This is a genomic window from Shimwellia pseudoproteus (genome assembly GCF_016415625.1).
GTDB lineage: Bacteria > Pseudomonadota > Gammaproteobacteria > Enterobacterales > Enterobacteriaceae > Shimwellia > Shimwellia pseudoproteus.
Window position 1 is genome coordinate 16,427 of sequence record NZ_WBXP01000002.1, and the last position, 12,462, is coordinate 28,888.

Annotated in this window: 12 protein-coding genes and 2 pseudogenes; 6 read left to right on the top strand and 8 right to left on the bottom strand. The window is 57.3% G+C overall.

Features of this window, described 5'->3' with window-relative positions:
- The first annotated feature begins 101 nt into the window (after window positions 1–101).
- From pgpB to yciH, 5 genes are all read left to right on the top strand, one after another.
- Window positions 102–881, top strand: a complete 780-nt coding sequence (pgpB, locus tag F9C28_RS01280; protein WP_199013296.1) for a phosphatidylglycerophosphatase B — start codon at window positions 102–104, stop codon at window positions 879–881.
- Between the two features lie 150 nt (window positions 882–1,031).
- Window positions 1,032–1,334, top strand: coding sequence for a LapA family protein (locus F9C28_RS01285; protein ID WP_199013297.1), 303 nt, complete (start codon window positions 1,032–1,034; stop codon window positions 1,332–1,334).
- A gap of 6 nt (window positions 1,335–1,340) precedes the next feature.
- Window positions 1,341–2,507, top strand: coding sequence for a lipopolysaccharide assembly protein LapB (gene lapB / locus F9C28_RS01290; protein ID WP_199013298.1), 1,167 nt, complete (start codon window positions 1,341–1,343; stop codon window positions 2,505–2,507).
- 191 nt (window positions 2,508–2,698) lie between these two features.
- A complete protein-coding gene (gene pyrF, locus F9C28_RS01295) occupies window positions 2,699–3,433 on the top strand; it encodes an orotidine-5'-phosphate decarboxylase (RefSeq protein ID WP_199013299.1) in 735 nt (244 codons plus the stop codon).
- A 1-nt stretch (window position 3,434) separates the two neighbouring features.
- The gene (gene yciH / locus F9C28_RS01300; RefSeq protein ID WP_199013300.1) at window positions 3,435–3,761 is read left to right on the top strand and encodes a stress response translation initiation inhibitor YciH; all 327 of its coding nucleotides are present in this window, start codon (window positions 3,435–3,437) and stop codon (window positions 3,759–3,761) included.
- 159 nt (window positions 3,762–3,920) lie between these two features.
- Here yciH and osmB read toward each other — a convergent pair whose 3' ends face one another.
- The 4 genes from osmB to F9C28_RS01320 all read right to left on the bottom strand — a co-directional run bounded on the left by osmB (window position 3,921) and on the right by F9C28_RS01320 (window position 8,535).
- Window positions 3,921–4,139 (bottom strand): osmotically-inducible lipoprotein OsmB, encoded by a 219-nt coding sequence (gene osmB / locus F9C28_RS01305; RefSeq protein ID WP_199013301.1) that lies wholly within the window; start codon window positions 4,137–4,139, stop codon window positions 3,921–3,923.
- Between the two features lie 253 nt (window positions 4,140–4,392).
- Window positions 4,393–5,154, bottom strand: coding sequence for a DNA-binding transcriptional regulator YciT (gene yciT / locus F9C28_RS01310; protein ID WP_199013302.1), 762 nt, complete (start codon window positions 5,152–5,154; stop codon window positions 4,393–4,395).
- Between the two features lie 44 nt (window positions 5,155–5,198).
- Window positions 5,199–7,631, bottom strand: coding sequence for a formate C-acetyltransferase/glycerol dehydratase family glycyl radical enzyme (locus F9C28_RS01315; protein ID WP_199013303.1), 2,433 nt, complete (start codon window positions 7,629–7,631; stop codon window positions 5,199–5,201).
- Between the two features lie 4 nt (window positions 7,632–7,635).
- Window positions 7,636–8,535 (bottom strand): glycyl-radical enzyme activating protein, encoded by a 900-nt coding sequence (locus F9C28_RS01320; RefSeq protein ID WP_199013469.1) that lies wholly within the window; start codon window positions 8,533–8,535, stop codon window positions 7,636–7,638.
- Window positions 8,536–8,697: 162 nt separating this feature from the next.
- Between F9C28_RS01320 and fsa the strand changes: the two genes are divergently transcribed.
- Window positions 8,698–9,360, top strand: a complete 663-nt coding sequence (gene fsa, locus F9C28_RS01325; protein WP_199013304.1) for a fructose-6-phosphate aldolase — start codon at window positions 8,698–8,700, stop codon at window positions 9,358–9,360.
- A 16-nt stretch (window positions 9,361–9,376) separates the two neighbouring features.
- On the opposite strand, the gene yciZ is transcribed toward fsa, so the two are convergent.
- The 4 genes and pseudogenes from yciZ to F9C28_RS01340 all read right to left on the bottom strand — a co-directional run bounded on the left by yciZ (window position 9,377) and on the right by F9C28_RS01340 (window position 12,443).
- Window positions 9,377–9,559 (bottom strand): protein YciZ/DeoL, encoded by a 183-nt coding sequence (yciZ, locus tag F9C28_RS01330; RefSeq protein ID WP_199013305.1) that lies wholly within the window; start codon window positions 9,557–9,559, stop codon window positions 9,377–9,379.
- Window positions 9,560–9,681: 122 nt separating this feature from the next.
- Window positions 9,682–10,032 (bottom strand): annotated as a pseudogene (locus tag F9C28_RS20025) (EAL domain-containing protein); the annotation flags it as partial.
- Between the two features lie 15 nt (window positions 10,033–10,047).
- Window positions 10,048–10,296: pseudogene (locus tag F9C28_RS20030) on the bottom strand (PAS domain-containing protein); the annotation flags it as partial.
- Window positions 10,297–10,511: 215 nt separating this feature from the next.
- Complete coding sequence (locus F9C28_RS01340) at window positions 10,512–12,443, bottom strand: exoribonuclease II (protein WP_199013307.1); 1,932 nt, start codon at window positions 12,441–12,443, stop codon at window positions 10,512–10,514.
- Between the last annotated feature and the right edge of the window lie 19 nt (window positions 12,444–12,462).

Genomic DNA, 12,462 nt, shown 5'->3' on the forward strand with positions numbered 1-12,462 from the left:
CCGCTTTTTTTGCCGGAGAAAAAACAACGCGATAATCAGGAATCTCTCCCGCCTTGTGCCCGTTTTCGGTTATCCTTGGCCGATACAAAACGGGAGTGTGCATGTTATCGATTGCGAAGCGGACCCTGATCGGTGCCGCCATTTTACTGGTGATGCCTGTCGGTGTACTGATATCAGGCTGGCGCTGGTCGCCGGACCACAATGCGTTGTTTTCACCCTGGCTGAAAGTGATGTATTGGGCCACCGAAACCGTGACTGAACCCTGGGGGATCATTACCCACCTGATGCTATGGGGATGGTTTCTGTGGTGCCTGCGTTTTCGCCTGCGGGCCGCGCTGACGCTGCTGTTAATCCTCGCGGCGGTGATCCTGGCCGGGCAGGGGGCAAAATCGTGGATCAAGAACCAGGTTCAGGCCCCGCGCCCCTATGTGATATGGCTGGAGAAAAACCATCATATCCCGGTCGCGCAATTTTACGGCTTAAAAAGCAAACAGCGCGGTGAGCTGGTCAACCAGCAGTTGGCCGATCAGCCCGCCATACCCGGCTGGTTACGCCACCACTGGGAACATGAAACCGGCTTTTCTTTCCCCTCGGGACACACCATGTTTGCCGCCACCTGGGCACTACTGGCCATTGGCTTACTGTGGCCCCGGCGCAGAACGGTAACGATTGTGCTGATCACGCTGTGGGCGATGATGGTGATGGGCAGCCGGCTGGTACTGGGAATGCACTGGCCGAGAGACTTAATTAGGGCTACCATCCTTTCCTGGGTATTAGTGACCCTGGGGTGTTGGCTGGCCCAGCGCCTGTGCGGCCCGCTGACCCCGCCGCCTCAGGAAGAGCAGGAAATAGCCGAACGCAGCGGTGAACCGCACAATTAGCTGCTTGCAAACAGTGTGAGCACCCCCATGTAGTGAGACAGGTAACTGTGGTTTGTTATTCCCCCTGTCAGCGGGAAATGCTAATTTATACAGTCTGAATGGCGTATGCGGACATTTTCTTCGCCTGTAACCACATCTACGGGAAGTAATGTGAAATATTTATTAATATTCTTACTTGTACTGGCGATTTTTGTTATTTCAGTCACCCTTGGTGCCCAGAATGATCAGGTAGTCAGTTTTAACTATTTACTGGCCCAGGGCGAGTACCGTGTTTCAACACTTCTGGCAACCTTGTTTGCCGCAGGTTTTGTGCTTGGTTGGTTGATTTGCGGCCTGTTCTGGCTGCGCACCCGCGTTGCGCTGGCCCGTACAGAACGGCGTGTCAAACGTCTTGAACAGCAACTGGTTCCTGAGCAGGCCTCTGCGCCCTCAGTACCGGCGGCCAGGGAATAACGTTTTATGCTGGAGTTGTTGTTCCTGCTGCTTCCTGTCGCTGCCGCTTACGGCTGGTACATGGGGCGCAGAAGTGCCAGTCAGGATAAACAGCAGGAAGCCAATCGCCTGTCCAGAGACTATGTCGCTGGGGTGAACTTCTTGTTGTCTAATCAGCAGGATAAAGCGGTTGATCTGTTCCTCGATATGCTCAAAGAGGACTCCGGCACCGTGGAGGCCCACCTCACCCTCGGTAACTTGTTCCGCTCCCGGGGCGAGGTCGACCGCGCCATTCGCATCCACCAAACGTTAATGGAAAGCGCCTCACTGACCTATGAACAGCGGTTGCTGGCGGTTCAGCAACTGGGGCGTGACTATATGGCCGCCGGGTTATACGACCGGGCGGAAAGCATGTTTATTCAGTTGGTGGACGAAACGGACTTCCGGCTCCCGGCCCTGCAACAATTGCTGCAAATTTATCAGTCAACCAGCGACTGGCAAAAAGCCATTGATGTGGCCGAACGGCTGGTCAAACTGGGTAAAGAGAAGCAGCGTATCGAAATTGCCCACTTCTACTGTGAGCTGGCGCTGCAAAGTATGGCCAGCGACGATAATGATCGCGCTATGGCACTGCTGAAAAAAGGCGCCGCGGCCGATCGCAACAGCGCCCGGGTCTCGATTATGATGGGCCGGATCTACATGCAAAAAGGGGAGTATGCCCGGGCGGTAGAATCCCTGGAAAAAGTCCTGGAGCAAGATCGGGAACTGGTTAATGAAACCCTGGAAATGGTCCACGACTGTTACCAGCACCTGGAACAACCCCAGGCCTGGGGCGATTTTCTTAACCGGGTCGGGGACAGCGGCGGCGCAATGGCGGAGCTGATGATGGCGGAGCTTATCGAGAAGCGCGAAGGCCAGGATGCGGCGCAAACCTATATCACCCGCGAGCTGCAGCGCCACCCGACGATGCGCGTTTTCCATCGTCTGATGGATTATCACCTGGTGGAAGCAGAACAAGGCCGCGCCAGAGACAGCCTGATGGTACTGCGCGATATGGTTGGTGAGCAGATCCGCTCCAAACCGCGCTATCGCTGCCATAAATGCGGGTTTACCGCCTTCACACTGTACTGGCATTGCCCGTCCTGCCGCTCCTGGTCCACCATCAAGCCGATCCGCGGTTTAGATGGCCAGTAACGGTGTATTTTTCTAAAAAAGGCGTTATTTAGTTACAACATACTTAAAAGGCCATCATCAGGCGGCGGCGGTGAGCCGCAGTGGCGGGGCAGCCATCACAGCAGCCTGTCAATTTGTGGGCGCTGCGGGTAGAATGCCAGCCGTTTAACGTTTTTGCGCCCCGGTGCCGCCAACCAGTCAAAGGAAGAGCCATGAATTTTGTTGCATCATCCCGTCCTGTTGTCACCCATTCCCCCATCGTTGTTGCGCTGGATTATGCCAGTAAAGACGACGCACTGGCGTTTGTTGATCGTATTGATCCGGCGGATTGCCGTCTGAAAGTCGGTAAAGAGATGTTCACCCTCTACGGTCCGCAACTGGTGAAGGATCTGCAGGATCGCGGCTTCGATATCTTCCTTGATCTTAAATTCCATGATATTCCCAACACGGTGGCGAAGGCCGTTGCGGCGGCGGCGGAGCTGGGGGTGTGGATGGTCAACGTCCACGCCAGCGGTGGAGCGCGCATGATGACCGCCGCCCGGGAGGCGCTGCAACCCTTCGCGGCAGATGCGCCGCTACTGATAGCGGTAACGGTATTAACCAGCATGGAATCCAGTGATTTACTGGATCTGGGGATCACCCTGTCACCGGCACAATACGCCGAGCATCTGGCCCGCCTGACCCAGCGCTGTGGTCTGGACGGGGTCGTGTGCTCTGCCCAGGAGGCATTAACGCTGAAAGCCGGGCTGGGCCAGGCGTTTAAACTGGTGACCCCGGGGATCCGCCCGGCGGGAAGCGATGCCGGCGATCAGCGGCGTATTATGACCCCGGAGCAGGCGCTGGCCGTCGGGGTGGACTATATGGTGATTGGCCGCCCGGTAACCCAGGCTGCCGATCCTGCGGCGGCGCTTCAGGCAATCCGCGCCAGCCTGAAAACGGAGGCGTGAGATGCGCGATACTGAAAACCGGCTGGTGTATTCCACGGAAACCGGGCGTATTGATAAGCCCGCAGAGAAACCGGTGCGCCCGAAGGGGGACGGTATTGTGCGTATCCAGCGCCAGACCAGCGGCCGCAAGGGCAAAGGCGTGTGTCTGATCACCGGCATTGATGCCGATGACGCCGCACTGGCGAAAATTACTGCCGATCTGAAAAAGAAATGCGGGTGTGGCGGGAGCCTGAAAGACGGCGTAATCGAAATCCAGGGTGATAAGCGCGATACCCTGAAAACCCTGCTGGAAGGACTCGGTTATAACGTGAAGCTGGCCGGGGGCTGAGTCACCGTTACGCGTTTCGCGCACATTAGATCTAACAGAAAAGGCCATGATTATATCATGGCCTTTTTTCGCTATATCATCGGTCTGTCGTGGCTGTGTGTGGCCGGGGTCAAAAGATACCGCCCCGGTCAGACATTATCGCGATGCCCACTAAGCGCGTTATTTACCGACCTGGTGACCAATGATACCGCCGACAGCGGCGCCGCCCAGGGTACCCAGGGTGCTACCGTCCGTCAGAACCGCCCCGCCGATGGCGCCGGCACCGGCACCGATTGCGGTGTTACGGTCGCGTTTTGACCAGTGGCCACAAGCAGACAGAGACATTGCCAGAGTGATTGCGAGCAGGCCAGCGGCCACTTTTTTGTTATTTAATTTCATTGCACTTTCTCCTGAATTAATGAATCACGGGGAGCATCTCTATGCCGGGTGTGAAACATCCCTCTGCGCTGGATCACCGTGAAACCCTACCGCGATAACCGGACATATCAGGTCACGTTGGTGACAGCCACTTCCTGTTATATCGCATGAGCATATATTAAATTGTAGTGAAAATTACCACAGGGAAATTATCTTAAATGGCTGATGGGAATGCTCTGAACTTGTGTAAAGAAATGCCGCCATCCGGGCCTGTTCAGGGGTGTTCCTGCCAGGCTGAAACGATGTCCACCCGCGGGTGACGGGCGCTTAGTTGCTGGCGGATGTCGTTACTTAAACCGCTGTCGGTAATGATGCGGGTTAACGCAGAATCCGGCCCCAGCGGGTAAGGGTGCTGGGCGCTGAATTTAGAACTGTCTGTTAACACAATGCCCTGGGTATCCTTTGCCAGCACCGCATTAACAACTTCTGCGCGCAGCATATCCCGGCCGGTAAATCCGGTAGAGGGCTGCCAGCCATCAATACCAATAAATGCCCTGGTAAAGTGAATTTGTTGTAAACACTGGCGGGTTAACGGGCCCACCATACTTTCACTTTTCTTCTGATAAATCCCGCCGGGCAGGATAACCTCGCAGTCGGTATCTTTCAGCAGATGGGCGATATAACAGCTTACCGTGATCAGGGTAATTTTCTTGTGTTCCGCCAGGGTACGGGCCAGCAGGGCATTACAACTGCCGTTTTCAATAAATACCGTTTCTCCGTCTTCCACCAGGCTGGCGGCATATTCTGCCAGGCGGCGTTTTAATGGATAGTTATCCATCATCCGGGTTTCGACATCATCGCTTTCCAGGGGCAGGGCATAACCGTGGACCCGGCGCAAAAAGTTTTGTTTTTCCAGCACGTTGAGATCCTGGCGAACCGTGACCTCAGAAACACCGGTCAGTTTGGCAAGCTCTGCCACGCTGATCCGGCCACGGTCACTTACCATCTGTAAAATAATCTGTTGTCTGGAATTCATATCAATCCGTTATCGGGCGGTGGTTTACCACCGCCCTGGGTCAGTTAAAGCGTATGTTCAGTTCGCGCAATAATATCATTCTGGGCGTCAGGCGATAAGGCAGTGAAGAAGGCAGAATAGCCCGCCACCCTGACCACCAGGTCCCGGTACTGATCCGGATGGCGCTGCGCGGCCAGCAACGTCTCCCGGGAGACGATGTTGTACTGGATGTGCCACCCGTGATGGATCTCAAAAAAGGTGCGCAGCATCGCCATCAGTTTCTGTTTATCCCGGGGATTATCGAGGGTTGCCGGGGTCAGCTTCTGGTTTAAGAGTACCCCACCAAGGATGTCACTGGTGGGAAGTTTACCAATCGAGTTAATCACCGCCGTTGGCCCCAGCCGGTCAGTACCGGAGGCTGGGCTTGCCCCTTCCGCCAGCGGGGTACCGGCCCGGCGGCCGTCCGGGGTGGCCATGGTGGCGGCACCAAAGGGCACATTTGCTGAAATAGACGACGTACCGGCATAGTAAGTGCCGCCAATCGGGCCGCGGCCAAACCGGGTATTATGGTACTGTTTGAGGGTATCAATATAGGTCTGGTAAGCCCGGGCGAGCAGCAGATCCACGCTATCGTCGTCATTGCCATATTTCGGGGCGCCGTTTATCAGGCGCTGGCGCAGTTGTTCCCCGGTCAGCCCGTCGAAGTCACTGGCCAGCGCCTCTGCCAGGGCCTGCTGGCTAATAATCCCCTGCTCGAAGACCAGTTTGCGTACCGCCGCCAGGCTGTTGCCGAGGTTGGCAATCCCCACCTGCAGGCCGGATACCCAGTCATATTTTGCGCCCCCCTGTTTGATGCTCTTACCGCGCTCAATACAGTCATCCACCAGTGCGGAGCACAGAATATCGTGGGCGTTCTCTTCCAGCACCGTATCCACCACACATTCAATTTCAATGGATTTACGGGCGTAGTAGCGGATCTGCGCATCCCAGGCCGCCATCACCTGGTCAAAGTCGCTAAAGTTACCGGCAGAGAGCGCGCCGGGCTGGGGTAAAAAGACCGTGCCGCTGGTGGCGTCCCGGCCGCCTTCCAGTGCCGCCAGCATCACCCGGGCAAAGTTAATAAAGCTCATCCCGGTGCAGCGATAGCCCCATTTACCGCCCACGGCGGTTTCAATACAGCCGATGGCGGCATAATCGTAAGCGTCCTCCCGGCTGACCCCCAGCTTGATAAATTCACCGATCACGATTTCATCGTTATTAAAGGCCGGCATCCCGAATCCGCAGCGGATCACCTGTACACAGGCATCAAGAAAATCATCACTCATCCCGGCGTGGTAACGCACGCTTAAATTTGGCTGGGTTGAGCGCAGGCGGCCGCAGGATTCCAGCACCGCCCAGGAGAGCGGGTTAACCGCATCCACCGGCACGCCGTTATGCAGCGTCTGGCCACCAATGGTGACGTTCTGGTAGAGCGGGCTACCGGCGGAGGCCTTGGAGTGTGAGCCGGAACGGATCTTGTTAACTTCCAGCAGTTTCAGCCAGCAGCTTTCCAGCAGCTCGATGGCCTGCTCCCGGGTGAGGTTCTGCTCCAGTTCGACATCACGGCGGTACCAGGGGTAGAGGTACTGGTCAAGGCGACCAAAGGAGACCGAATGGCCGTTGGATTCAATCTGTAGCACCAGTTGTATGAAGTAACTCAGTTGCAGCGCCTGCCAGAAGGTCACCGGTGGCTGGTGGGCAATATGCTCGCAGTTGGCGGCAATCGACAACAGCTCCGCGTGGCGCTCCGGGCGGGATTCAGCGCCAGCCATCTGCCTGGCCTGCGCCCCGTAACGCAGAATGTGCTCGCTGAGTGCCGCTAACGTGATATCAATCGCTTTCAGGAACTGTTCTTTGTGCAGATCGTCCCAGTCGGTCAGGTGCAGGCGCTCGCGGCGTTCGGCCACTTTGTGGCGCAGGCCATCCAGGCCTTTTTCCAGCAGCAGCGGAAAGTTCACCGCCAGGTGCGCATCACCAGACGTCATATTGCCTTCGGCTTTAATGATACCGCTGGCCAGCAGCGACTTTTGCTCGGTGGTGAACATACCGTAACAGCGATCCTGCACGGTCTGGCCCCGCCACCACGGACAGATCTGGTGGATCACGGTTTTATCTTCTGGCGTGACTGAGAACCCGGCCCCGGGGCGATCCCCGAGGGTGTCGATTTCATCTTCGATCCAGCTTACGGTGTATTCCGGGAACAGCGGCGCGCCGCGGACATGGCTGGCCTGGTTGCCGACGATCAGCTCATCGTGTTTGATCCAGATAGTGCGCTCGGCCAGATGGTGAGCCAGCGCCAGGGCCCGGCGCACCGGCAGGGGCTTATCCTGATGGGCCTGATAGATTGCGGTGTAATGGCGGGCGCGCTCAGTACAGACTGGGGGTTTGACAATATGGACCAGCGCCTGTTTATGGGCACGGATACGGTCGCTGAGGTGGGTCAGGTTCAGTTCGGTCATGATGTTATCCTCTAATCCAGGCGGTCATCCCTTTCTGTCCGGCATAGTGGCAGGCAAAGTCCAGCAGGTCTGGATCATCCAGCCCGGTGTCTGGCGCCAGATAGGGCATATCAAGCAGATGGTATTTATGGATACCCAATGTGTGGTAGGGCAGGAAATGGATCTCGCGGGCGCCGAGTTCATCGGCCGCGAAGTCGGTAATTTGACGCACCGCCTCGCGATCGGCGTTAAAGTGCGGGATCAGCGGCACCCGAATCACCATTGGGGTGCCCCGGGCCGCCAGGCGGCGGAAGTTATCCAGTACCCGGCGGGCACTGCCGTCCGTCCACTGCCTGAAACGGGCACTGTCGACATGTTTAAGATCCGCCAGCAGCAGATCCAGGTGCCCGAGGGACGGTTCAATGTATTTCCAGGGGACGTGCAGGCAGCTTTCGACAGCGGTATGAATACCGGCGGCTTTACTGCGGGCGAGCAGCGTCGCCGCCAGGGCCGGTTGCAGGAAGGGCTCCCCTCCGGAAAGCGTCACACCGCCCCCGCTGCGGTCATAGAACGGTTTATCCCGCAACACCGCCGCCATAATCTCATCAACCGTTTGGGGCTCGCCACACACCACCAGTGCCTGTGACGGGCAGCAGTGCTGTAAGTTATCCAGATCCTGCTCTGTAAGCCGGTGGCGATCGATAACCGGCTGGGGGCCATCCCGGCGAATGGCGTGGGGGCAAGCGCTGGCGCACAGCCGGCACTGATCCAGGCACAGGCGGGCATCAAACAGCACCTCCCGGCGGGGGCTGCGGCTTTCCGGGTTCTGGCACCAGCGGCAGCCGAGCGTGCAGCCTTTCAAAAAGACAACGCTGCGAATGCCCGGGCCATCATGGGTGGAGTAACGTTGTAAGTTAAACAGCATATACAGCCCCTTATAGTGCGACATTGCGCGATACTTTCTTTTTTCTTTCTTTTGAAGATTTAATAACTTTCGAATGAAAGTTTTATTGATGCGGGTCAAAAGAGATCGCCAGGGGCTGATTATGATAACGGTATTGTGATCGCCACCGTTATGGAGAGAGTGATGGAACTCTATTTAGATACTGCCGATGTCGCTGCTGTAAAACGCTTTGCCCGTATTCTTCCTCTTGAAGGGGTTACCACTAATCCGTCTATCGTGGCGCAGGCCGGGGTACCGCTCTGGGATTTGTTACCGGCCCTGCAGGATGCGTTAGGCGGGGAAGGGCGGCTGTTTGCCCAGGTACTGGCCCAGGAAGCCGATGAGATGGTCGCTCAGGCCCAGCAACTGGTGGCGCGGGTGCCCGGGCTGGTGGTCAAGGTGCCCACCACCGGAGAAGGGCTGGCGGCGATGAAAAAATTACGCGAGCTGCGCATCCCCACGCTGGGCACCGCCGTATATGGCGCTACCCAGGGGTTACTGGCTGCGCTGGCCGGGGCGGACTATGTGGCCCCGTATGTGAATCGCCTCGATGCCCAGGGCGGGGACGGTATTGCCGTGGTTAGGGACTTGCAGCAACTGCTTGCCTGCCATGCCCCCCAGGCAAAGGTCCTGGCCGCCAGCTTCCGTACGCCGCACCAGGTGCTGTCGTGTTTACTGGCGGGTTGTGCGTCAGTCACCTTGCCACTGGATGTGGCCGGGCAGCTATTGCACACCCCGGCGGTGTGCGCGGCGGTAGAGAAATTTTCAGCAGACTGGCAGGGCGCCTTTGGCCAGCCGGGGTTATAACCCGGCGGCCAGCGGGTCAGATTTCCCAGGGGGATTTGCCGCAGGTCCGGGGCGGCTGGTCCCCGTTGTTATCCAGCGCCTGTAATTCTGCTTTCAGAATTTCCAGATTATTGATGGCGGAGGCATAATCCCCCGCCACCAGAATATCCAGCACGGTATCAATCCGTTGTGTCAGTTGGGTAATATTAATATCCGTCATTATTATCGGTGGCTCCTGTTGGTGAACGCTGCCCCATAATGCAGAAATCCGGGCCAAAAGAGAATCGCCCGGGGGCGTTCTTTTAGCCAGATTTCGCATATCCTAATCTGCATTGCGCAGCATCAGGCCGGGTGCGCTAACCATTCCGCCAGCTGCGGGGCCGTCATCGGCCGGGCAAATAAAAACCCCTGGCGCAGTCTGATCCCGCAGGCAGTAATAAAGGCATCCTCTTCGGGGGTCTCGACACCTTCGGCAATAATCTCCATCTCTAGCGCGCTGGCAACGGCGATAATCGCCTTGATCAGGGACTGGGCCTGGGGGGTGCGATGGACATTCCGGACCATGCTCCGGTCAAGTTTGACCGCAGAAAAAGGAAAGCGGGTCAGCTGCGCCAGGGAAGAATAGCCGGTGCCGAAGTCGTCAAGGTGGATCCGCGCGCCCAGGTGGCTGAAGGCGCGCAGCATGGTCATGGCCTGGGCATGCAGCACGATCTCGGTTTTCAGGCTATCTTCCCGGGTATAAAAACGACGAATTGATACCCGGACACCGCCACGGTGGTGCAAAAATAGCCGGAAGGCATTTTTGCCGATCACGTCCTGTTCCCTGAGCCCGGTATAGCGTTCACACGCCGAATTAAAACGCTGAATATGGCCTTCGTGGTCGAGGATGATAATCACCGGTTCCCCGGCCGCTAGCGGCGGGTGTGTGGTTAACGAGGATGCGGTGGGTGCCCCCATAGTACGGCTCCTGCTCCGTGCGGTGAATGAGCGTAAATATCAGCATAGTTTAGCGCTGCCGGGGAATAGCACGGGAGGCGTAGCCGTATCGCTACTTTATATTGTGGCCCGCTACAGGGGGGAGAAACGCCACAAAAAGACCGGGTACGGAGAGGGGGATGTCGCCCTGAAGGATGAACGGACGGCACAGAAAACTGTGCCGTCGCGGGGCGCGGTTATGCCGGGCGGGCAATCACGCTACGGGTTTCCATACGGACTTCGGCAATCGTCACATCGATAACGTCCGTCACTTTATAGTGGGTTTCGCCTTTGATCTGCACGGTGCCATTTTCCTGGCTGATGGCCAGCTCATCGCGGACAGCGTGAATAAACGGTGCCGGGATAAACGCCACTGCGCCATTATCCACCAGACGGACACGCATACCGCCGCGGCTGACATCAATGATTTCAGCCGCAAAGCGGGTATCGGTACCGGCTTTGTCTTTCAGGAAACGGGCGTACAGCCAGTCACCGACATCACGCTCAGCCATCCGGTTCAGGCGGCGTCGTTCAGACATCTGCACCGTGATCTCAGCATCCGGCCGCGGGGCGGTTTCAGACTTGATGATAGCCTTTAGCAAGCGGTGGTTGATCATATCGCCATACTTACGGATCGGTGATGTCCAGGTTGCGTAGGCTTCCAGCCCCAGGCCAAAGTGCGGGCCCGGCTCGGTGCTGATTTCCGCAAAGGACTGGTAGCGGCGAATACGGCTGTCGAGGAAACCGGTCGGCTGGGCATCCAGTTCGCGGCGCAGCTTACAGAACCCGGGTAAGGTCAGCACATCCTGAGGATCAACCGTCATACCGTGGTTTTGCAGCATGGTGGTGAGCTGTTCAATATTGGCCGGATCGAAACCGGTATGGACGTTGTAGACGCCAAAACCGAGTTTTTCACGCAGCACGATAGCGGCACAGACGTTGGCGGCAATCATCGCCTCTTCAACAATCCGGTTGGCAATACGGCGCGGCTCGGCAACGATATCCAGCACTTCCCCTTTTTCACCCAGCACAAACCGGTAGTCCGGGCGGTCTTTGAACACCAGCGCATGGGTCTTGCGCCATGCGGCGCGGCGCTGGCAAAGGGTTTCCAGCAGGCGGATTTGACCGGCAATCGCGTCGTTTTCCGGGTGCCATTCGCCGGTGCCTTCCAGCCAGTCAGAGACATTGTCATAGGCCAGTTTGCCTTTGGACTGAATGGTCGCGGCGAAGAACTGCATATCATCGGCAATGCTGCCGTCTTCGCCCACCGTCATCCGGCAGGCCAGCACCGGGCGGGATTCCCCGGCGCGCAGTGAGCACAGGTCATCAGACAGCTCGCGCGGCAACATCGGAATATTAAAACCCGGCAGGTAGTTGGTGAAGGCGCGGATGCGGGCGGCATTATCCAGCTTGCTGCCCGGTGCAATCCAGGCGGTCGGATCGGCAATCGCCACCAGCAGGCGGATATCGCCGTTTTCAGCGCGCTCGGCATACAGCGCATCATCCATATCTTCGGTGCTGGCGCTGTCGATGGTTACAAAGCTGAGGTCGGTAAGGTCTTCACGTACCAGACCTTCGTCCATCATGTCGGTGGCCACGCCATTCGGCGCTTCGCGCTCCAGATTGTGGCGCGCCAGGGTTACCCACCAGGGGGCCAGATGGTCATCGCCACAGGTAATAAACTGGGTTAACTCGGCGTAGAAGCTGCGGTCACCTTTGAGCGGGTGGCGGCGCATTTCGGCTACGGCCCAGTCACCGTCAACAAAATCATGGTTAACGTCCCGGGCAGGGCGGCAGAACACGGCATCTTTGATAAGCGGATGATCCGGCACGATAGACAGACGGTCGTCTTTCTTGTGTACCCGGCCAACAAAGCGCGTCAGGAACGGCTCGACAAGCTCTTCCGGTTCCGCAGTTTCGCGATCCTTGTCGGTATGGATCACAGCAATAACACGATCACCGTGCATTACTTTTTTCATCTGCGGCGGCGGAATGAAGTAACTTTTCGTGGCATCGACTTCTAAAAAGCCAAACCCTTTTTCCGTGCCCTTAACCACCCCTTCTGCGCGGGGGGGCTGGGAGTGTAATTGCTGTTTTAGCTGCGCAAGCAGCGGGTTATCCTGAAGCATATTGTTGAGTTTTGTTAGC

Bases quoted from the DNA above. Each gene is read 5' to 3' on its own strand.
- lapB (WP_199013298.1), top strand. From the start codon at position 1,341: ATGCTGGAGTTGTTGTTCCTGCTGCTTCCTGTCGCTGCCGCTTACGGC.
- yciH (WP_199013300.1), top strand. From the start codon at position 3,435: ATGCGCGATACTGAAAACCGGCTGGTGTATTCCACGGAAACCGGGCGT.
- pyrF (WP_199013299.1), top strand. From the start codon at position 2,699: ATGAATTTTGTTGCATCATCCCGTCCTGTTGTCACCCATTCCCCCATC.
- F9C28_RS01315 (WP_199013303.1), bottom strand. From the start codon at position 7,631: ATGACCGAACTGAACCTGACCCACCTCAGCGACCGTATCCGTGCCCAT.
- yciZ (WP_199013305.1), bottom strand. From the start codon at position 9,559: ATGACGGATATTAATATTACCCAACTGACACAACGGATTGATACCGTG.
- osmB (WP_199013301.1), bottom strand. From the start codon at position 4,139: ATGAAATTAAATAACAAAAAAGTGGCCGCTGGCCTGCTCGCAATCACT.
- pgpB (WP_199013296.1), top strand. From the start codon at position 102: ATGTTATCGATTGCGAAGCGGACCCTGATCGGTGCCGCCATTTTACTG.
- F9C28_RS01340 (WP_199013307.1), bottom strand. From the start codon at position 12,443: ATGCTTCAGGATAACCCGCTGCTTGCGCAGCTAAAACAGCAATTACAC.
- fsa (WP_199013304.1), top strand. From the start codon at position 8,698: ATGGAACTCTATTTAGATACTGCCGATGTCGCTGCTGTAAAACGCTTT.
- F9C28_RS01320 (WP_199013469.1), bottom strand. From the start codon at position 8,535: ATGCTGTTTAACTTACAACGTTACTCCACCCATGATGGCCCGGGCATT.
- yciT (WP_199013302.1), bottom strand. From the start codon at position 5,154: ATGAATTCCAGACAACAGATTATTTTACAGATGGTAAGTGACCGTGGC.